The organism is Haloferax sp. Atlit-48N (assembly GCF_003383015.2).
Taxonomy (GTDB): domain Archaea; phylum Halobacteriota; class Halobacteria; order Halobacteriales; family Haloferacaceae; genus Haloferax; species Haloferax volcanii.
Genome location: NZ_CP137693.1, coordinates 316122 through 336747, shown reverse-complemented (window position 1 = coordinate 336747; position 20626 = coordinate 316122). Strand labels below are relative to the sequence as shown.

Genomic DNA, 20626 nt, shown 5'->3' with positions numbered 1-20626 from the left:
TTCGTCAGTTCGGAAGCGGCGGCCACGTCGTCGCGACCGTCTCGGCGATGAGCCGGGTCTGCGCCCGCCGGAGTCGCTCGGAGGCCGAGGACGCGGTGATGCCGAGTTCGTCGGCGACCTCCCGCAGGGTGGCCCCGCGAGGGATGTCGAAGTAGCCCAGTTCGTACGCCGTCCGGAGCGCCTCGTTCTGTCGGTCGGTGAGTCCCTCGCCCGGCGGTTCGGGGTCGCCGTCGCGGGCGAGTCGTCGGAGTTCGAAACCGGCGTTCCGCCGCCAGAACGACGCGAATCGCCCGAATTCGTCGCGGTCTGCGAACCAACCGGTCTGCCGCCAGCCCGCCGGCCGGACCTCGATGCGCTCGATGATGGCGTCGGCGGTGGCGAGGGCCTCCAGTCCGGCGAGGTCGTCGAGGCTGTCTCCGAGCTGTTCTTCGAAGCTCCGCGCCGGAGCAGCCTGATACCGGCGCGTCTCGCCCGACTCACCGATTCGCGTCCAGTCGGCCACGTCGAAGGCGTCGTCCATGGCGCTTTCGAGCGCCCGCGCCTCTCCACCGGTGGCCGTCACGATGAACATCGGCCGCTCGCCGTGGTTGTACTGGAGTTCCAGCGCGAGCGTCGCCTCCGGAACCGCCGCCGCGACCCCGGTCAGCGGGAGCGCGTCGCAGTCGATGTCGAACTCGGCGATGAGCCCCATACGTCCGCTCTCTCGGCGGTCGGTCATGGGCGTGTCGAAGCGGCCGAGGCGGTCTCCGTCTTCGGCCCCCATGTAAACGGCCGCACGGCTGAGAGTGCGACTTAGCCGACGCCGGCGACAAGCGAGGGTGCGATGCAACCGATTCGATTCGAACCCGGAGCCGAACTGTCCGACGAACGATTCGGAGACGACACGCCGCTTCTGTGCTGTCACGGCGGGATGGCACCGCCGGCGTTCTGGGACCCGGTCGTCCCGCACCTCGGGGACTACGAGGTCGTCGTCCCGGAGCGCCCCGGGTTCGGCACCTGTCTGGACGACGCCGAGACGACGCCCGCCGAGGCGGTGCTGGAGCGCGAGGTCGAGTGCGTCCGCGAACTCGTCGACGAGATTCGCGCGGCGACCGGGCGCGACCCGGTGCTGTTCGGTCACTCCTACGGCGCGCTCACCGCCCTCGAAGCGGCGACCGACGCGCGGGTGGCCGCCGTCGCCGCCTACGAACCGGCGGTACTCCCGGAAGCGAACCGAACCGAGGCGAACCTCTCGGAGCGCATGGCCGCGCTCGTGGAGGCGGGACAGCGGCGCGAGGCGGTCAAACGCTACGTCGAGCAGGTGCTCAACCCCGACGGCATCGACGACCTCGACGCGTGGCTCGACGAATGGCCCGTCTGGCCCGACTGCGTCGCCCTCGCCGAGGAGGTCGTCCGGATGAACCGCGCGGTCGAGCAGTACCGGCTTCCGGCCCGCTTGGACGTGGACGCGCCCGCCGCGGTCTTGGCCGGCACCGACGGTCCCGACTTCCTCCGCGAGAGCGCCCGAAACGTCCACGACGCCCTTCCGACCAGTCGGTTCGTCGAGTTCGACGCGCTCGGCCACGGCGGCCCCGGCGACGACCCCGAGCGGGTCGCGGCCGCGGTCGACGCGTTCCTTCGTGACCGAGCCGGTCTCCCGTGAAAGCGCCGATTACACGGGTACACGCGTAATCGCGGTCTCGGCAACACGGGCCGCCTCCCGTTCGTCAACGACCGAGTTGTGGGTCGGAGACCGGGGACGGGAGGGACGACCTGTCAACCCAACATTCTTTGTGCGGTACCGCGACGTGGGCGGTATGGCAGCCCTCCAATCCATCGGCACAGCCGCCGGCTCTCTCAGACGGAACCCGATACTGTTCGTCGTCGCCATGGCGTTCAGCCTCGTCCAACTCCCGTCGCTGTTCGCACAGGCGGTCGGCCCGCTCGTCGGCGGCATCGTCTCGCTGGTCTTCAGCGGGGTCACGGTATTCGTCATCCCGTTTTTCCTCGGCGGGGTCCTCGGCATGGCCAACGAAGCTATCGACGGTCGCACCTCGCTCGGCACGCTCGTCAGCGAGGGGAAGTCGCACTACGTCTCGCTGCTCGTCGTCTACTTCAGCCTGCTCGTCGTCAACCTCGTGTTGTCGTTCGTCGGCGGCTTCGCCGCGGTGTTCGTCGGCCTCGCCGTCCTCGGGAGCGGAATCGAGTTGGGCACGGTCGGGCTCGCGATTCTGGCCATCGTCGTCCTCGCCGTCGTGCTCACCTACCTCGCCGTGGCGTTCGTCGTGCAGTTCTTCGGCCACGCCATCGTCATCGACGACCTCGGCGCGGTCGACGGCGTCAAGCGGAGCGTCGCCTGCGTCAGAAACAACCTCGTATCGGTCTTCGGCTACTCGGTCATCGTCGGCCTCGGCGGCCTCGTCGCCGGCGTGTTCGGCGGCGTGGCCTCGCTCCTCCTCACCCCGTCGCTCCGGCATCAGGGGACCGCGGTGGCCGGCGCGGGAAGCGGTGCGCCCGCCGCGTCGGCGTTTTCGAGCCTCCCGGCAATCGGCGTCGTCGGCATGGTCGCCGTCGCGGTCGGACTCGTGCTCGTCAGCGGCCTCATCGGCGGCTTCTTCGCCGCGTACTCGACCGCGTTCTACCGGTCGATTCGCCCGACGGACCCCGAGACGACGACTCCCTGAGACGGCGGGCGAATCGACGCGCTTCTGTTGCCCGTGTATCAATTCGCAACCATTACGCGTCCGGAGAGTGAATCGAGGGTCGTCCCATGCCCTCCACGAACGCGGACGCCGCGGTCGAAGCGACCGACCTCAGGAAGGCCTACGGCTCCGAGGTCGCGCTCGACGGCGTCTCGCTGTCGATTCCGAGCGGAACGGTGTACGGCTTTCTCGGGCCGAACGGCGCGGGGAAGACGACGACGATGCGCATCCTGACGGGGCTGTCACAGCCCACCTCGGGGTCGGTCCGTATCTGCGGCCTCGACGTGAGCGACCGCGGGAAACTCGCGCCGCACGTCGGCTACCTCCCGGAGACGCCGCCGCTGTACGACGAGTTCAGCGCCCGCGAGCAGCTCGACTACGTCGCTGACCTCCGCGACATCCCGTCGGAGACCGCCGAGGCGCGCATCGACGACCTGCTCGACCAGTTCGACCTCGTCGGCGACGCGAACAAGCGCATCGGCACGTACTCCAAGGGGATGAAACAGAAGACCGCGTTCATCCAGAGCGTGCTCCACGACCCGGACGTGCTGTTTCTCGACGAGCCGACCTCGGGACTCGACCCCCGCGCGGCGCGGCAGATTCGGACCTCCATCGGCGACGTGGCCGACTCGGGGGCGACCGTCTTCCTCTCGACGCACATCCTGCCCGTGGTCGAAGCCGTCGCCGACGAGGTCGGCGTCCTGTTCGACGGCCGCGTCGTCGCCGAGGGGACGCCCGACGAGGTGAAATCGCGCGCCCAGACGGGCGGCGAAGGCTCGCTCGAAGACGCGTTCCTCGCGGTCACGAGCGACGAACCGCAGCTGTCGGGTGCCACCGACGAATGAGCCTCCGACGAGACGTTCGCCGCGGCCTCCGAATCGGGCGCGCCGAGTTCGTTCGGAGTATCCGGGGGTACACCTCCGAGACGCGCCGAGTCGTCGGCCTCTTGTTGCTCCTGTTGTTCTTCGGGGGCAGCCTCCTGTTTTCGCTCCCGGCCGTCTACGTCGCCGGTCGGAGCGCGCAGTCCGTGACCGAGATTCCCCTCTTCGGCCTCGTCGCCACCGCGGTGCCCGTGGTGCTCACGCTCCTCGCGACGTTCCGAACGCTCGAACGAATCGGCCGCGTCGAACACGAGTCGCTCGTGCTGACCACGGTCCACCCGCGGGCCGTCGTCATCGGACTCATCACGGCCGAAATCGCCCGAATCGCCCTCTGGTTCGGACTCCCGATTGCGGTCGTCGCCGCGACGTTCACGGCCGGGCTCGGCGCGCCGTCGCTGCTGCTCACGACGACTGTCGTCGTCGTCCCGCTCGCGTGCTGTACGACCGTCTGGGGCTACGCCGCCGGCGTTGCCGTGCTCCGCGGCTTCAAGCGTCTGCCCGGCGTCCGGCGCGTTCTCAAAGTCGTCGGCTTCGTCGCGATGGCCGCGTTCGTCCTCGTCTCGCAGGCGTTCGGCCGGTTGCTGGGCGATGGGTCGCTTCCGGTTGACACGCTGGCGGCGACGCTGACGTTCGGTCCGCTCACCGACTACCTCGCGCTCGCATTCGTCGGCACCCCGCTCGCCCGACCGTTCTCGGCGGCCGCCGTCGCCACCTTCGCAGCCATCGCCGCGCTCACGCCTCTCGGCCTCGTCGTCGCCACCCGGCAGGCGAGCGCGCTCTGGTTCACCGACCGCGCGCCCGGGGGCGACCGAGGCTCGGCGGCGAGCGCGAAGGCTGACGGGTCTGCCGGCGGCTTCTCGACGCCGAAGCCGCTCGCTGGGACGAACGGCGGCAACGTCGCGTGGGGCCTGCTCGTCCGCGGCGTCCGCCACCCCCAGCAGTTCACGCACCTCGTCATGCTGGTGTTCTTCCTCGGCCCGCTCGGGACGACCATCGTCCAGTCCTCGGCCGACGGCCTCGGACCGATACTCGCCGCGAGCGGGGCCGGCCTCGGAACCTATCTCGCGGGCGCGACGTTCGGCCTCAACCCCGTCGGCGACGACCGCCCGCAGTTCCCGATGTTGCTGTTGACCGCCACCGCGCCGCGAACGCTGGTCCGCGGGCGCGTCCTCGCCGGTGTGCTTCTCGGCGCTCCGGTCGCGGCGGCGCTCCCGCTGGTGACCGTCGCCCTCGGTACGTCGCCGCTGTCCGCGGTCGGCTTCGCGCTCGTCGGCGTGTGCATGTGCCTCGCCGCCGCGACCTTCTCGGTCGGCATCGGCGCGGCCTACCCGATATACGAGGAACGCGAGTTCTGGGGCGCGACCACGGTCGTCCCCTCGACGCTCGTGCTGATGGCGTTCATGTTCGTCGTCGGCCCCGGAACCGTCATCGGCCTCGTCGCGACGTGGTTCGGCGTCACCGGGCACCTCGCTCCGACGCCGCTTCTCGCCGCCGGAGTCGGGCTGTACCTCCTGGTGACCGTCGGCGTCTCCTACGGCTCGTACCGCTACGCGATTCGACGATACCGGACGTACACGTTCGACTGACGGGAGGTGGCATCGTCGGTCGGCGCGAAACGCAATCGGCGGCGACGAGTGGGCGTCAGTCCGTCACGCGGAACACGCCGGGGTTCCGACCCATCCCGGCGAAGTAGAGTTCAGACCCGCGGACCGACAGGCCGCCCGACGGTCGGGCGTCGAGCGCCGTCGACCACAGGTTCTCACCGGACGCCGCCGAAACCGCGTAGAGACGGTCGTCGCTCCCCACGAAGCGGGTGTCGCCGGCGACGACCGGCGGTCGGGCGAACGTATCCGCATCGAGCGACAGCGTCCACTTCGTCGCGCCGTCGGCGGCGTCGAACGCGGCGAGGCTCCCCCGCGAGGTCTGGGCGTGGACCGTATCGCCCGCGACGGCGGTCCGCGGACTGCCGTTCTCCGGGAGCGGAATCGACGCCTGCCACTGCGTCGACCCGTCTTCGAGGGCGAGAGCGAACACGTTCCCGCGGTGGGCGTTGTAGTATAGGTGAGAGCCGCCCACCGCGAGCGGGACGCCGCTCTGCGGGAGGTCCTCGCGCCGCCATCGCTCCTCGCCGGTGGCGGCATCGAGCGCGGCGACGCCGGTCTGTTCGTGGTCAGCGCCGATTGGCGTGTAGACGACGCCGTCGCGGGCGACGAGTCCGGGATACGCCTCGCCGGCGTCGTAGCACCATTGCTCCGCCCCAGTCTCGGGGTCTCGCCCGAAGACGGGCGCGCTCCCGCCGTCGACGAGCGTCTCCGCGGCGAGCACCGGCGCGTTTTCGGGGGTCCCGTAGCCGCCCTCGGTCGTCCGCCAGCACCGCTCGCCGGTCCGGGCGTCGTAAGCCGCGACGAACTCGGCGGTCGAGACGAACATCGCGTCGCCGGCGAGCGTGGGCGTGGACTTGCCGTGCGCGTAGTCGATAGTCCACGCGTCGTCGGACTCGGCGGGGGCGGTTTCGGAATCGAGGTCGAGCGCGCGATAGACGCCGTCCTCGCCGTCGCCGTCGCTGTGGCCGAGCACGCCGCGCCCGTCGGCGAGGGCGACTGACGTGGCGAGCGCGGCGTCGCCCGACGCGATTCGTTCGACGCTCGCGTCAGCCGAGGGGCCGGAGTCGGTCGTGTAACCGGTGTTGGCGAAGTCGTGCTGGGCGGTCGGCCACGCGCCCGTCACGTCGCCGACGGGCGCGTCGCGCCGGTAGTCTCGCTCAAGGTCGAGGGCACCGAGCGCGCGGCCGACACAGCCAGAGAGCGACGCCAGAGCGGTCGCCCCGCCGGCCGCGAGAACGGCTCTGCGCGTGTGCATGTTGGAGGGCATACATATCTGGCTCGTGTCGCGACCGTACTAACAGTTCCCCTCGAAGCGGCGGGGGCGGCCGGGGCGGCCGGGGAGCGGCGGAGGCAGTAACCGCGAGGGCAACTCGCCCTACCGATTCGCCACGAGCGCGTCGACCGGGTTGTCGAGGGCGAAATCGACGCTCTCGGACGGGTCGTCGGTCCGCGCTTCGAGGTCCGAGACGACCGATTCGGCCCGGTGGCGGAACGCGCGGAGCGTCTGTCGCCCCTCCTCCGTGAGTTCGAGATAGCGGCGAGTACCGCGCTGGGTGACCGTGACGTAGCCCTGATGTTCGAGCGTCGCGGTGACGCGGTTGTCGAGGACGTTGTAGTCGCCGGTGACGGGGTCGTAGTCGTCGGCCTCGCCGTCGACGCGGCCGCGCATGAACTCGAGGCCGTAGCGAGCCGCCTCGGTGATGAGCGTCTTCTTTTTCGCGTGCTTGGCGTCGGTGTCGTGGGCCTCGATGATGGCGAGCGCGGCGACCTGGTCGGGAGACGGCGAGTCGATTTGGTAGGTCGTCAGGAGCGACGCCTGCGCGAAGCCCTCCGTGACCGGCGCGTCGAGGCCGTGCGGCCGGACCTCTGGGTCGACGACGTACGGTTCGGCGTCGGTGTGTTCGTCCATGCAGGCCATCGTCGCGCCGACGGCCGCGCGCTTGGTGCCGGCGGTGACGTTGACGCGGACGAAGTCGTCGGGGTGCCAGTCGGCGATGGTCGTAATCGCGCCCATCACCTCGTACATATCGAAGAGGTCCAAGTATTCGACGTCGGGCGGAGAACCGACTACGTCGGCGATGCGGTCGACGACCGCCTCGTGGTAGGTCGGGCGCTCGACCGCGGAGTCCTCGTGTTCGAGGAGGTAGACCTTGTCCGGTCGGTCGTCCTCGATGGGGCCGACGATGCGGTCGTGTTCGCGCCACAGGGGGACGATGTGAACGCGGAGGTGTCGTTTCATCTGTCACTCTCGGCCACGACCCCCCGGGTCGAAAGTCATTCGATTGGGTAATTCGCCCGGAGGCGAACGAGAGAACGCCCGTAACCCCGAACTTCCGGAGAATACACGCTATTCACGCTACTCACGTAAGTAACGGTAGTAACCGAGGAACCGCCAATATGGGATGTCGACTACGAATAGTTGCCGCCGGCCGCGCCCTCCAACGCACCGGCGGTTGCGACCCGCCGACGGCGGCGCGACCAGCGGTCCCCGGTCGCGTCTCCGCGGCGGAACCCGCGTCGGCGGACAACCCCCGGAACCCTCGTTCGGTGCGCTCGGGGCGTCGGCCAGTCCGCCGACACACGCCCTCGCCCTCCAGCCCCCCTCGCTTCGGCCCTCCACCACCGGCCGACGCCCCGACAGCGCCGTCTTTTCTTTCTCCGAACTGCCTCACGCCAGCCGACGGACGCGACGCTCTCGACTCACGGCAGGCGTGGGAAAAAGCGACCGAGCGTCCGCATCGCGACGCGCTCGGTCCGATTCAGTTCGATTCAGTTCGATTCAGTTCGATTCAGTTCGATTCAGTTCGATTCAGTCCGACTCGGCTCGGTCCGGGCCGGCTCAGACGTCGAACACGTCGAGGCCGGTCCGCTCGTCGAGGTGGTGGGTCAGCGGCGTCTCGCCGAGGTGGATGACCACCTCGAACGTCCCGGAGACGCGCGCGCCGGAACAGTGGCCGCCGAGCGTCTCGAAGTCGCGAGTGCCGACCTGAATGTGCGTGTGAATCTTGTCGGGGCCGATGTTGCCGAGGAAGCTCGTCACCTCGAACTGGCCCGTGAACTCCTCTTCGAGGTACTCCTGGTCGTCCACGTCGTAGTGGCCGAGCGTGACGGCGTCGACCGCGCCGATACCCGTGAGAAAGCCGTGTTCGATGTCGAGTTCGTCGCGCACCGCGGCCAGCGAGTCGAGGACCTGTTCGCCGGGGTCCAGCCTGACGACGACCGTGTCGCCTTCGTTGACATAGTCCATGGTTGTGCCCGAGCGTCCGGTACACCGGCGGTGACGTAATATGTTTTGAAAGACCCGACGGTGCGGGACGAACGCGGATGTTAAAAATATTGTTTTGTCGATAGTTTCTCAGTTCCCTAAAATATCGGATAAAAATACGAAATCGAGAACGACGACTCGACCGGTAGTGACACCGACCACGCGGCCGCGAACGGAGGCGGTTCAGGAGACAACGGCCGAACTTCAAGCGGTCAGTCGCACCGGCACGTACCGGAACGCACCGGCACGCACAGAGACACGCCGACGCGCGCCGACGCGAGCCGATTCGGTGACGCAGCTCGGTTCCGAGTTCGCCATCGAGTTGTGACGGCGCTACAAGTCGGGTGAAGGCGCTGTACTAGCCGTTTTCGTCATAGACGCGCTGGCTGGTCCGGAGACGGCCGAGTGAGCAGCGCCGAGACAGTGCTGGTCGGAGAATACGAGAGATTGGGCGCCGAACTATCAAATTAGAATATTATCTTTGGATTTAGTATGTCTCGGTCGGTTCGCGGGTACTGGCTGTTCGCTCGGCGTCCGGCGACCGGCGACCTCGGTCACCGGAGCATCGACCCGCCGTCGACCGTCAGCACCGTCCCCGTCACGTAGCTCGCGCCGTCGCAGAGGAACGCGACCACGTCAGCGACTTCCTCGGGCGTTCCGATGCGTTCGAGCGGGAGGTCGGCGGCGTACTCGGCGAGCGCCTCTTCGGTCCAGAGATTCGACTCGGTGAGAAGCGGCGTCTCGACGATCCCCGGCGCGACGCAGTTGACGCGCACCTCGGGGCCGAGCTGTTTCGCCAGCCCCTTGGTCAGCCCGAAGACGCCCGCCTTCGACGAGGAGTAGTGGACGCCGCCGGTGGCGCTCCCGCGGAGGCCGGCGACGCTCGACACGTTGACGATGGCACCCTCGCCGCGCTCGACCATGCCCGGGGCGACGGCGCGGGCGACGACGTACTGCCCTTTGAGGTTCACGTCGAGGACGCGGTCCCACTCGTCTGGGTCGAGGTCCGCGAGGGAGACGGCCCGCGAGATGCCCGCGTTGTTCACGAGCGCCGCCACGTCGGCGACCGATTCGACCGCCGCCACCGCGTCCGCGACCGCGTCGGGGTCGCGTACGTCGACCGCGAACTCGTGGACGCCTTCGTCGTCCCAGTCGGTCTCGCCGGTCTCGATGTCGAAGCAGGCGACGTAGTCGTAGTCCGCTCGGAGTCGCTCGACGACCGCCCGTCCGATACCGCTGGACGCGCCGGTCACGATTGCCGCGCGCTGGTGGTCCGTCATGTGATACCGAACGGCTCGAATTGTAGTACGTGTTGGGGTGGCGGCGAGTGAGGACGCGAGTGGGAGTGAGAAAGCGAGTGGAGTGGGAACTGTTTTCGTGGTCGCGCGTGAGCCGTTCGTATGCAGTTCGCAGTCAACGTTCCGACCAGCGCCGGCGACTCCGTTCACTCCCAGTTGGCGTTCTGCGACGAGATTTCGTGGGACGCGCAGGTGGAGTTCGCCGTGGCGATGGAGGGCCTCGGCTTCGACGGCGTCGCCGTCCCCGACCACGTCATGACCGGCAGCGGCCCCACGACGGAGTGTTTCGTCACGCTGGCCGCCATCGCCCGCGAGACCGAAGACGTGTACCTCTACCCGAAGACGGTGAACAACCACTTCCGGAACCCCGCGCTCCTCGCCAAGCAGGCCGCGACGCTCGACGCCGTGAGCGACGGCCGACTGAAACTCGGCATGGGCGCCGGCTGGAAGGAAAGCGAGGCGCGGGCCTACGGCTACGACTGGCCGGACGCGCCGACTCGCCTTCGGATGCTGGAGGAGTCGATTCGGATGCTCAAGCGCCTGTGGACCGAGGAGACGGTCAGCTTCGACGGCGACTACTACACCCTCGACGAGGCGATGTGCCGGCCGCACCCCGTCCGAGACCCGCACCCGCCCATCATGGTCGGCGGCGGCGGCGAGTCGTTCACGCTCCGAATCACCGCCCAGTACGCCGACTCGTGGAACTTCTGGGGACCGCCGGAGGTGATGCAACACAAACTGGACGTGCTGGAACGCCACTGCGAGGGCTACGGCCGGCCGTTCGAGGAGATAGAGCGCTCGTGGTTCGCGCGGTGTCTGCTACGCGAGGACGAGGCGGAACTCGACGCCCTCCTCGACGAGCACTTCCCGCGGTTCAAGCCCGAGAACGTCGCCGAGGGCGAGTTCCCGCTCGTCGGCACGCCCGAACAGGTGCGCGAGCGACTGGCGACGTTCGTCGAGATGGGCTTCGGCGAGGTTGTCGTGGAGTTCGTCGACTTCCCCGAGACGACGAGCGCCGAGTTGTTCGCCGAGCGCGTCGCGCCGGCGTTTCGGTAGCTCGCGGAACGAGAGACGAGAGGCCGCCAGCGTTCGGGTGCGGCAGGGAAACAGCTATCACATCGATTTTCGTACGTCGAAGCGTGACTCACCACAGCGTCTGCCTCACGTTCGACTTCGACGGCGTCTCCTCGTGGATACACTCCTTCGAGTCGCCGGACAGCCCGACGAAACTGTCGAGAGGACTGTTCGGCGTCGACGTGGGCGCGCCCCGCGTCCTCGACCGCTTGGACGAGTTCGGCGTCGAGACCACGTGGTTCACGCCGGGCCACACCATCGACAGCTTCCCGGAGGCCGCCGAGGAGGTGTGGAGCCGCGGCCACGACATCCAGCACCACGGCTGGTCGCACACCCGCCCGGGACAGTACGAGTCGAGAGAGGCGGAGTACGACGACGTGAAACGCGGCGTCGAGAGCATCGTGGACCTCACGGGGCGGCGGCCGACTGGCTACCGCTCGCCGTCGTGGGACTTCTCGACCCACACGCTCGGCATCCTCGACGAACTCGGCTTCGAGTGGGACTCCAGCCAGATGGCGACCGACTTCGAGCCGTACCGCGTTCGGGAGGGGTGGGCCGCGCCCGTCGACGCCCCCTTCGAGCGCGGCACCGAGACCGACATCGTCGAGGTACCCGTCTCGTGGCAACGCGACGACTTCCCGGCGTTCGCCTTCAACCGCAAGCGGGGGTACGCGAACGAGAAAGCGGTGTTCCGCCAGTGGCGCGAGCAGTTCGACTGGATGGTCGACAACGTCGATGACGGCGTCTTCGTCCTCACGATGCACCCGCAGGTCATCGGGCAGTCACACCGGCTCGTCCGGCTCGAATCGTTCGTCGAACACGTCGCCGACACGCCGGGCGTCGCCTTCGAAACCGTGGCCGAAGTCGCAGACCGGTTCGGGTCGGCCTAAGGGCGAAATAAAGCCGGCGGCGCTTTTTCAGGAGTAGTGGTGACAGCTGACGATACGGTCGAGTTCGTCGGGCGACTCCAGCGCCGGCACCTCGGAGGTGCAGACGCTCGGCTCGACGAACGTCTTGGTCAGGAGCGACGCGGCGTCGCGCCACGCACCTTCGGCTGCGAGCGAGAGCGCGCGCTCGACGGCTTCTCCGGCGTCGCCGGCGGGGAGGCCGTCGGGGAAGTAGGTCGCTCTCGCGTCGTCGTCGGCCGCGTCCGGGGACTCGCGCTGGACGGCTCTGACGAACCGGCGCACGCGGTCCCACTCGTCGTCACTGAGGTCGAGTTCCGCCGGGGCGACGAGGCTCGGACATCGGGTGTGGAACCGGCAGCCGCTCGGCGGGTGAATCGGCGACGGCACGTCGCCGGACAGCGGAACGGTCTCGCGGGACACCCGCGGGTCGGGCACCGGAATCGACGAGAGGAGCGCCCGGGTGTAGGGGTGCTTCGGGGACTCGAACAGGTCGTCCTTGTCGGCGAGTTCGACCAGTTCGCCGAGGTACATCACGGCCACGCGGTCGCAGACGTGGCGGATGACGCTCAGGTCGTGGCTGATAAACAGGTACGTCAGCCCGAACTCGTCTTGAAGCTCCTTCATCGTGTTGAGCACCTGCGCCTGCACCGACGCGTCGAGCGCCGAGGTCGGCTCGTCGCAGACGATGAAGTCGGGGTCGACCGACAGCGCCCGCGCGAGGTTGACCCGCTGGCGCTGGCCGCCGGAGAACTGGTGCGGGTAGCGGTTGTAGTGGTCGGCGTCGAGACCGACCGTCTCCAGCAGTTCGCGCGCCCGCCCCTCGCGGTCGCCCTCGTAGAGCCCGTGGGCCCGCATCGGCTCCTCGACGATTTCGCCGACGGTCATCCGCGGGTCGAGCGACGCCTGCGGGTCCTGGAAGACGAACTGCATGCGCTTGCGGCGCTTCCGTAGCTCCTCTTTCGACAGTTCGGCGAGGTTCTCCCCGTCGAAGACGATGTCGCCGGAGGTCGGGTCGACCAGCCGGAGGAGCGTCCGCGCGAGCGTGGACTTCCCGCAGCCCGACTCGCCGACGAGGCCGAGCGTCTCGCCGGGCAGGATGTCGAACGAGACGCCGTCGACCGCGCGGACGTGCTCGCGGTCGGCCGAGAAGGGGAGGAGTCCCGCGTCGCGGTCGAACCGGAGACGGTCGAGGAAGCCGTCGCTCGCGTCGAAGTACTTCCGCAGGTCGCGCACGCTGAGCAGCGGGTCGGCGTCGGGGTCGAAGGTGGACCCGGTGGCGGCGGCGTTTGCGGTGACGGCGGCGTCGGCGGCGTCACCTGCGGAGGCGGACGCCGACGCCGACTCCGGCTCTGACTCTGATTCCGATTCGGCGGCGGCCGAAGCCGACTCCGACTCGGCGTCGTCGAGCGGGGCGCTCTCCCAGTAGCCGGCCTCCGCGAACGCGTCGTTCCGCAGACACGCCGCTCGGTGGGACGAGGCGGCGGCGACTTCCGCGTCCGCGAGGGTCGTCCCGTCGGCAGTCTGCATCTGCATCGCCACGTCACCGTCTTCGTCACCGCCGCCGTCGACGCGCCGAGCGTCGGGGTGGGAGTGCAGACACGCCTCTCGGGCGTGCGGACACCGCGTGTGGAAGCGACAGCCCTGCGGCGGATTGATGGCCTCCGGCATGATGCCCTCGATGGGCGACAGGCCGTCCACGTCGCGGTCGGGCCGCGGAATCGACCCGAGAAGCGCCTCGGTGTAGGGGTGTTTCGTGTCGTGGAAGAGGTCGTCGACGGTCGCCTGCTCGACGATTTCGCCGAGGTACATCACGGCCACGCGGTCGCATATCTCGGCGACGACGCCCATGTCGTGGGTGACCCAGACGAACGACGTGTCGTAGCGCGCCGCGAGGTCCTTCACGAGGTCGAGAATCTGCGCCTCGACGGTCACGTCGAGCGCGGTGGTCGGCTCGTCGGCGATGACGAGGCTCGGTTCGCACGCGAACGCCATGGCGATGAGGACGCGCTGGCGCATCCCCCCGGAGAACTCGTGGGGGTAGTCGTCCATCCGGCGTTCAGCCTCGGGGATGCCGACCTCGCGGAGGCGCTCGACGGCGATGGCCTCGGCTTCGGCCGCCGACACGTCGCGGTTGAGCCCGATAATCTCGCTCAACTGCTCGCCGACGGTGAACACCGGGTTGAGGCTCTCCGTGGGGTCCTGAAATATCATCGCGATTTCGCGGCCCCGGATGCGCTCGCGTATCTCGCGGCTCGACAGCATCTCGGGGTCCTGCCGCGGTTCGTCGTCGGGGGCGTCGCCGCGCTCGACGCCGACGAGCAGGTCGTCTTCGAAGCGGACCTCGCCGTTGACGATGACGCCCGGCGAGTCGATGAGGCGCATGATGCTCCGCGCCGCGACGCTCTTTCCCGCGCCGCTTTCGCCGACGATGCCGAGCACCTCGCCGCGCTGTACCTCGAACGAGATACCGTCGACGGCCCGAACGGTCCCCGCGTCGGTGCGGAAGTGGGTGTGCAGGTCGCGGACGGTGAGTAGCGTATCAGACATTGGTCGTGGAATCGTGGGGGGCGTCGGTGCGTGAGATGGGTGCCTCTGCAAAACCGCAAGAGCGAGTGCCGACGCCGCCCCGTGGAGGGAGCGATAGTTCGGCGGGCGAGCGACTGACGGCGGCCGGGCGACTCCCGGCCCCGGGGCGAACGGTCGGTGAGAGGTGTCGTCCGTTCATCGTCAGTCGTTCGACCGCGGGTCGATTGCGTCGCGCAGGCCGTCGCCCAGCAGATTGAAGCCGACGACCGTCGCGAGAATCGCGAGGCCGGGCCAGAGACTGAACCACGGGTTGACGATCATGTACTGCCGCGAGTGGGCGAGCATCTGCCCCCACGACGGCGTCGGGGGCTGGACCCCGAAGCCGAGGAACGACAGCGACGCGACGATGAGGATGTTCACGCCGACCTGAAGCGTCGACTGGACGAGCACCGGCGCGAAGCTGTTGGGGATGATGTGGCGGAAGATGATGTGCCGGTCGCGCACGCCGGCGGCCTTCGCGGCCTCGACGTACTCCATCTCCCGGACGCTCAGCACCTGCGAGCGAATCAGGCGCGTGAACACCGGAATCGTCGTGATGGAGACGCCGATGATGGCGATACCGAGCTCGCGGCCGAACGCGGACATGATTGCGATGACGAGGATGAGGAACGGAATCGCGTACAGCGATTCGACGAACCGCTGGAGCACGTCGTCGACCCAGCCGCCGTAGTAGCCGGAGACCGCGCCGACGACCGTCCCGATGGTCATCCCGATGCCCGTCGCGATGAGACCCACCTGAACGGCGATGCGGGTGCCGTACACCAGCCTGACGAGTACGTCGCGGCCGCGGTGGTCCGTCCCGAGCGGATGCGCCCACGTCCCCGTCCCGAAGCTGTTTTCGATGCCGACCGGCGGGAGCAAGATGGTGCTCCCCGACGGGTCGTTCTCCGGGTGGTACCAGAACGTCGCCGCGAACTGGTAGTCGAACAGGTCGGCGTCGATAGTCGTCACCAGCGCGACGAGCGTCACGAGCCCGATGACGTAGAGACCGACGCGCGACGCCGAGTTGCGCTTGAGCTGTCGAAGCACCTGCGAGGTGCGCGAGACGGCGGAGCGCTCGTCGGCGTCCGCGACGCCGCCCGTGCGGGCCGAGTCGCCGGCGGCGGCCGTCGAATCACTCACCGGCACCACCCCCGTAGGAGATGCGCGGGTCGATGACTGCGTACAGCACGTCCACGACGAGCACGCCGAGGACGAACACGATGGCGAAGAATATCGTCGTACCCATGATGAGCTGGTAGTCCTGCGCCCGGACCGCGGTGATGATGAGGTTCCCCATCCCGTTGATGTTGAAGACCGTCTCGGTCAGCACCGCGCCGCCGAGAGCGGTCGTCATCTGGATGCCGATGACCGTGAGCACCGGCAGTTGCGCGTTCCTGAACGCCTGTTTGCGGAGAATCGTCCGCTCGGAGACGCCGTACGCGCGAGCGAGTTGGACGTAGTCCTTGTTGAGCACTTCGAGCATCGACGACCGCTCGATGCGCGTGATGGCCGCCATCTGAAGCGTCCCCAGCGTGATAGAGGGGAGAATCAGATGCGACGCGGCGGTCGCGAGCACGTCCAGTCTCGACGCCGCCCCCTCGACCGACGCGGGGTCGGCCCACGGCATGACGAGTCCGCTCGGCGGCAGGAGGTCGCCGTAGTACGCGAACACGATGATGAGAAGCAGGCCGACCCAGAAGCTCGGCGTGCTGACGCCGATGAGCGACGTGATACGGGCGAGGTGGTCGTAGCCGTTGTTACGGTTCTTGGCGGCGAAGATACCCAGCGGAATCGCCGAGCCGATGGCGAGGGTGAAACTCGACGCGAGGAGCAGCAGCGTCACCGGAAGCCGCTCGAAGATTTTCTCCGTCACCGCGACTCCACCGTAGTGGATGCTCGTCCCGAAGTCGCCCGTGGCGACGGCCGCGACGTACCTGACGTACCTAATGTACAGCGGTTGGTCGAGGCCGTATCTCGCGCGGGCGGCCTCGATGGCCGCCGCGTCGGCGCTCGGCCCGACCAAGATGCGAACCGGGTCGCCGGGTATCGAGTTGATGAGGACGAACGTGACCGTAACGACGAACAGCAAGACCGGAACGATTTGGAGTAATCGTCGTCCGATGTAACCGGTTGTCGTCATGAGTGGAGTGGATGGGGAGTGAGCATATAACGTTTGGTAACTGTTACCGACAGGGTACCGTCATCTGTCGACGGAGACGTTGTTGTAGCCGGTGAGGAGCCGCGGGTTCTGCGGCGAGACCGGGTGGACCTGAAAGTCGCTGACGGTGGACTTCACGCCGTAGGAGTTCTTGTAGTTGAACGCCGGGAGGTGGACCTTCTCCGCCAGGAGCGTCGAGATGGCCGACTGGTAGAGCTGTTGGCGCTCGTCGCGGTCGGTCGATTCGCGCGCGCCCTGAATCTGCTCCATCACCTCGTCGTTCTTGTAGTAGACGCCCTGGTTCACGCCCTCCGAGTCCTCGTGGAACAGGTTGTAGATGAAGTCGTCGGGGTCGGGGTAGCGGACCCACCCGAGGACGTAGATGTTGTAGTCCGAGGCGTTGCCGGTGTAGGCGCGGCTGAGCATCGCGCCCCAGTCGAGCCGTTCGACGTGGGCCTCGTAGCCGGCCTCCTTGATGCCGTTGGCGATAGAGAGGCCGATGTTCTCGCGGTTGTCGTCCGGCGGGACGATAATCTTCGCGTCCCAGTCGGCGGGGACGCCGGCCTCCTCGAACAGCGCCGTCGCCTGCTCGACGTCCTTGTCGTTCGGGATCTCCATCCACTCTTCGAGCGGCATGTCCCACTCTTCGACCATCGGCCCCGGAAGCGGGCCGTACTGGCGGAGTCCGGCCGGGTCGATGTAGCGGTCGACCGCGTCGTCCATCGAGAAGCTGTAATCGATGGCCTCGCGGACGCGCTTGTCGGCTGTCGGCCCCTCGTTACAGTTGAACGCGACGTAGAAGTAGCCGACGCTCTCCACCTCGGAGATGCTCGTGTCTTCGGTGCCCTCGACGGTCTCCCAAAGTCGGGGCGGAATCGTCTCGATAACGTCCACGTCGCCCGTCCGGAGGTTGGTGACGCGCGTCGTCGACTCCGTGATGGGGGTGAACTCGACGCCCGCGACGTCGGGTAGTTCGTCGCCCCAGTAGTCGTCCCAGCGTTCGAGCGTGACGTAGTTGCTCTCTTCCCACTCGACGAACTTGAACGGCCCCGAGCCGATGGGCCGTTGGGTACTGAACGCCTCTTTGTCCTCCTCGCGGACGGCCTCCGGCACGACCTGATGGGTGAGGACGTGCTGGAACATCGCGTAGGGGTTCGAGAGGTCGAACTGGACCGTCGTCTCGTCGATTGCCTCGACCGAGTCGATGACGCTGAAGATGCCCAGGAGGGGCGTCTCCTCCTCGATGGGCGCGCGGAACGAGTAGGCCACGTCCTCGGCGGTGACCGGGTCGCCGTTGTGGAACATCGCGTTGTCGACGATTTCGACGATGTATCGGGTGTTGTCCCGCTCGATGGTCGGCATGCTCGTCGCGAGGTTCGGGACCACGTCGGTCCCCTCGCCGTAGGTGTACAGCTGACTGAACACCCGGTTCGCGACGAGCGCGTCGGGGTTCGAAAGCTGCGTTATCGGGTCGAATCGGACGGGGTTCAGCGCCTGGCCGATGTTTATCGTCGCGTCGGAACCGCCGGCGGCCGTCTCGGTCGCGCCGCCCGCGGTCGTTTCGCCGCCACCGCCGTCTCCCTCGCTCGTCGTTTCGGACCCGGAGTCGGACGTACAGCCGGCGAGCAAGACGGGTATCGACGCACCCGTCGTTTTCAGTATATCCCTACGTGAGACACTCTCTCTCATCATTGACGCCGAATCATTTCGGCATCACCAACATAAGCGTTTGCATACCGTGTGTTCGTTTCCCGTTGTCTGCTAAAAATTCCGATTCAAAAAGTATTATATATGGAAGCTGTGCGTATCTCCCTATGGACTCAACGGAGTCACAGTCGCTCCTAGCGGAGATGACGTGGCAGGAAGCCGAAACCGCGTTCGACGAGGCGGACTTCGTCGTGCTCCCCTGTGGGGCAACCGAACAGCACTCGACGCACCTCCCGACCTCGGTCGACTCCATCCGAGCGGAGAACCTGACCGCGGAGCTCGCCGCGGCGGCCCCGGAACACGACTTGAATCTCCTCGTTCTGCCGGTGCTCCCGTACGGCTACTCGGAGCACCACATCAACTACGCGGGGACGATTTCGCTCGGAGCCGACACGTACCAGGAGATAATCATCGACGTGGGCCGGTCGGTCCAGCGCCACGGCGGGACCCGGTTTCTCGTCGCCAACTTCCACGGAGGCAACATCGAACCGCACAAACTCGCCCTCGACCGACTCCAGCGCGACCACGGACTCGACTCGTACTACGCACATTGGACCGACTTCGCCCGCGACCAGTTGGAAGCGCGGTTCGGCACCGAGTGGGGCCACGCCGGCGAGTACGAGACGAGCGTCATCGAGCACTACCGTCCCGACCTCGTCCGCGGCGACCGCAAGACGCCGCAGACGAAGAAGAACCGATACGAGGTCCGCCAGTACGCCCACTTCGACGACCTGACCGTCGAGGGCGGCCTCGGCGACCCGACGCAGTCCGACCCGGAGTTCCTCGAAGAAGTCATCGATTCGACGACCGACCGCATCCTGACGCATCTCCGGTCGGAACTGGAGTAACGCGGGCCTCGGCGACGGAGAGGCGGAGAGACGGATAGACGGACGAAATCGAGCGAAACCGCAAACCGAAACGAGAGCTGATTTTCCCGACGCTCGCCGCCTACAACGTGAGGTGGAACGGCGGCTCCGTCCCCTCGGGCAGCGCACACTCGTAGTCGCCGGGGACGGACGCTTCGAACTCCTCGCGGGCCGCCGCCACCAGCGCCTCGTCCGAAAACAGGTCGAGCGTCGTCGCCGCAAGGACCTTCGCGGCGTACACCGCGGCCTTCGACCCGAAGCTCCCGTTTGCGGCGACGGCCTGCCACGTGTGCGAGGGCGTCCCCACCGGCCACGACGCCGCCCAGAACTGCGCGGTCGGCGTAATCCAACTCACGTCGCCGACGTCCGTCGAGCCGTTGAGGACGGTCCCCACGTCGTAGGAGGGCTGGGCGTCCGGATACAGCACCGACGAGCGCGCCGCCTCGCGCCGCTCCTCGGGGAGTTGCGCCGTCCGCGCCTCGATTGTCTCCGCCGAGAGCGTCTCCTGAAGCTCCGCGGCGAACTCGCGGTCCTCGTCGGTGTACGGGATGGGGCCGGCGAGTCGCATGTTCTCCAGCAGTGCATCGGACAGCGCGTGGTTCGCCACGTAGTCGTAACAGCCCGTGTGGAACCGCCGGGACATCGTCGTCTGGGTCATGAGCGCCGCGCCCTCGGCCACGTCGTCGAGCCAGTCGGTGATGCGGTCGACCTCGTCGCGGGTCGGCGCGCGGACGTAGAACCACGCCGTCGCCTCCGCGGGGACGACGTTCGGCGCGCCGCCGCCGTCGGGGATGGTGTAGTGGATGCGGGCGTCGTCGGAGACGTGCTCGCGCATGAACTCCGACCCGGTGTTCAGCAGTTCGACGGCGTCGAGCGCGCTCCGACCCGACTGCGGGCTGTCGGCGGCGTGCGCCGACTCGCCGTGGAACGTGTACTCGACGGAGTTCATCGCGAGCGTCTGCGCCATGAACGGCGCGCTGAGATGGCTCGGGTGCCACGTGAGCGCGGCGTCGAGGTCGTCGAACGCCCCGTCGCGGGCCATGAACACTTTGCCGACGAGTATCTCCTCGGCGGGACAGCCGAAGAACGTGACCGTTCCCTCGGCCCGCCCGTCGTCGATGGCGCGCTTCGCGGCGAGGGCGGCCCCGACGCCGGCGACGCCGAACAGGTTGTGTCCGCAGCCGTGGCCCGGTGCGCCGGCCTCGACGGGGTCCCTGTTCGACGACACCGTCTGCGACAGCCCGGGCAGGGCGTCGTACTCCCCGAGGATGCCGACGTGCGGTTCGCCCTCGCCGTAGGTCGCGCTGAACGCCGTCGGCATCCCGCCGATGCCCTCGGTGATGTCGAATCCCGCGTCGCGGAGGACCGACGAGAGCAACTCGGCGGATTCGGTCTCGTGAAGGCCGAGCTCCGGCTGCTCCCAGAGCGACTCGGTGAGTGAGACGAGTTCCGCCTCCAGCGACTCGACCGTCTCGAACGTCTCGTTGTGGTTCATTGCGTCTCGTGCGATTGGACTGGAGAAACGATAATAACACTTCCGGAGCGGTGAACGTTCGGGCTTCGAATCACCCACTGAACGCACGATTCACGAGGAACGAATCCAAACACCGGGAAAC

General features: G+C 67.8%; 17 protein-coding genes. 7 read left to right on the top strand and 10 right to left on the bottom strand.

Annotation, left to right across the window (positions count from 1 at the left end; all coding sequences use genetic code 11):
* Positions 1–4: 4 nt before the first annotated feature.
* Positions 5–763, bottom strand: a complete 759-nt coding sequence (locus tag DEQ67_RS19370) for a helix-turn-helix domain-containing protein (protein WP_188149026.1) — start codon at positions 761–763, stop codon at positions 5–7.
* A 60-nt stretch (positions 764–823) separates the two neighbouring features.
* On the opposite strand from DEQ67_RS19370, the gene DEQ67_RS19365 reads away from it, so the two are divergent.
* The 4 genes from DEQ67_RS19365 to DEQ67_RS19350 all read left to right on the top strand — a co-directional run bounded on the left by DEQ67_RS19365 (position 824) and on the right by DEQ67_RS19350 (position 5148).
* Positions 824–1642 (top strand): alpha/beta fold hydrolase, encoded by an 819-nt coding sequence (locus tag DEQ67_RS19365; RefSeq protein ID WP_115861532.1) that lies wholly within the window; start codon positions 824–826, stop codon positions 1640–1642.
* Positions 1643–1796: 154 nt separating this feature from the next.
* On the top strand, positions 1797–2663 hold the full coding sequence (locus tag DEQ67_RS19360; RefSeq protein WP_170076662.1) for a hypothetical protein: 867 nt from the start codon (positions 1797–1799) through the stop codon (positions 2661–2663).
* Positions 2664–2749: 86 nt separating this feature from the next.
* Positions 2750–3526 carry an ABC transporter ATP-binding protein gene (locus tag DEQ67_RS19355; RefSeq protein ID WP_004061613.1) on the top strand — a complete coding sequence of 259 codons (777 nt, stop codon included), beginning with the start codon at positions 2750–2752 and terminating at the stop codon, positions 3524–3526.
* A complete protein-coding gene (locus DEQ67_RS19350) occupies positions 3523–5148 on the top strand; it encodes a hypothetical protein (RefSeq protein ID WP_115803540.1) in 1626 nt (541 codons plus the stop codon). Before DEQ67_RS19355 ends, DEQ67_RS19350 begins: the two co-directional genes overlap by 4 nt.
* 55 nt (positions 5149–5203) lie before the next feature.
* Here DEQ67_RS19350 and DEQ67_RS19345 read toward each other — a convergent pair whose 3' ends face one another.
* From DEQ67_RS19345 to DEQ67_RS19330, 4 genes are all read right to left on the bottom strand, one after another.
* Positions 5204–6433 carry a PQQ-binding-like beta-propeller repeat protein gene (locus DEQ67_RS19345; RefSeq protein ID WP_115861528.1) on the bottom strand — a complete coding sequence of 410 codons (1230 nt, stop codon included), beginning with the start codon at positions 6431–6433 and terminating at the stop codon, positions 5204–5206.
* Between the two features lie 108 nt (positions 6434–6541).
* Complete coding sequence (locus tag DEQ67_RS19340) at positions 6542–7405, bottom strand: DUF6293 family protein (RefSeq protein ID WP_115861526.1); 864 nt, start codon at positions 7403–7405, stop codon at positions 6542–6544.
* 600 nt (positions 7406–8005) lie between these two features.
* Entirely contained in the window at positions 8006–8413 is a 408-nt protein-coding gene (locus DEQ67_RS19335) for a PPC domain-containing DNA-binding protein (protein ID WP_115861524.1), read from the bottom strand.
* Positions 8414–8985: 572 nt separating this feature from the next.
* Entirely contained in the window at positions 8986–9711 is a 726-nt protein-coding gene (locus DEQ67_RS19330; protein WP_115861522.1) for an SDR family NAD(P)-dependent oxidoreductase, read from the bottom strand.
* A gap of 120 nt (positions 9712–9831) precedes the next feature.
* Here DEQ67_RS19330 and DEQ67_RS19325 point away from each other — a divergent pair, with 120 nt between their 5' ends.
* Both DEQ67_RS19325 and DEQ67_RS19320 read left to right on the top strand, forming a co-directional pair.
* Complete coding sequence (locus DEQ67_RS19325; RefSeq protein ID WP_115891565.1) at positions 9832–10785, top strand: LLM class flavin-dependent oxidoreductase; 954 nt, start codon at positions 9832–9834, stop codon at positions 10783–10785.
* Positions 10786–10868: 83 nt separating this feature from the next.
* Entirely contained in the window at positions 10869–11693 is an 825-nt protein-coding gene (locus DEQ67_RS19320) for a polysaccharide deacetylase family protein (RefSeq protein WP_115861518.1), read from the top strand.
* A 27-nt stretch (positions 11694–11720) separates the two neighbouring features.
* On the opposite strand, the gene DEQ67_RS19315 is transcribed toward DEQ67_RS19320, so the two are convergent.
* The 4 genes from DEQ67_RS19315 to DEQ67_RS19300 all read right to left on the bottom strand — a co-directional run bounded on the left by DEQ67_RS19315 (position 11721) and on the right by DEQ67_RS19300 (position 18066).
* Complete coding sequence (locus tag DEQ67_RS19315) at positions 11721–14258, bottom strand: ABC transporter ATP-binding protein (protein WP_115861516.1); 2538 nt, start codon at positions 14256–14258, stop codon at positions 11721–11723.
* 180 nt (positions 14259–14438) lie between these two features.
* Positions 14439–15419, bottom strand: coding sequence for an ABC transporter permease (locus tag DEQ67_RS19310; RefSeq protein WP_186372494.1), 981 nt, complete (start codon positions 15417–15419; stop codon positions 14439–14441).
* A complete protein-coding gene (locus DEQ67_RS19305) occupies positions 15412–16419 on the bottom strand; it encodes an ABC transporter permease (protein WP_049896000.1) in 1008 nt (335 codons plus the stop codon). Before DEQ67_RS19305 ends, DEQ67_RS19310 begins: the two co-directional genes overlap by 8 nt.
* Positions 16420–16479: 60 nt before the next feature.
* On the bottom strand, positions 16480–18066 hold the full coding sequence (locus tag DEQ67_RS19300; RefSeq protein ID WP_115803547.1) for an ABC transporter substrate-binding protein: 1587 nt from the start codon (positions 18064–18066) through the stop codon (positions 16480–16482).
* A 221-nt stretch (positions 18067–18287) separates the two neighbouring features.
* Between DEQ67_RS19300 and DEQ67_RS19295 the strand changes: the two genes are divergently transcribed.
* Complete coding sequence (locus tag DEQ67_RS19295) at positions 18288–18992, top strand: creatininase family protein (protein WP_115861629.1); 705 nt, start codon at positions 18288–18290, stop codon at positions 18990–18992.
* Positions 18993–19092: 100 nt separating this feature from the next.
* Here DEQ67_RS19295 and DEQ67_RS19290 read toward each other — a convergent pair whose 3' ends face one another.
* Positions 19093–20505 carry an amidohydrolase gene (locus DEQ67_RS19290; protein ID WP_115861514.1) on the bottom strand — a complete coding sequence of 471 codons (1413 nt, stop codon included), beginning with the start codon at positions 20503–20505 and terminating at the stop codon, positions 19093–19095.
* Positions 20506–20626 lie beyond the last annotated feature (121 nt).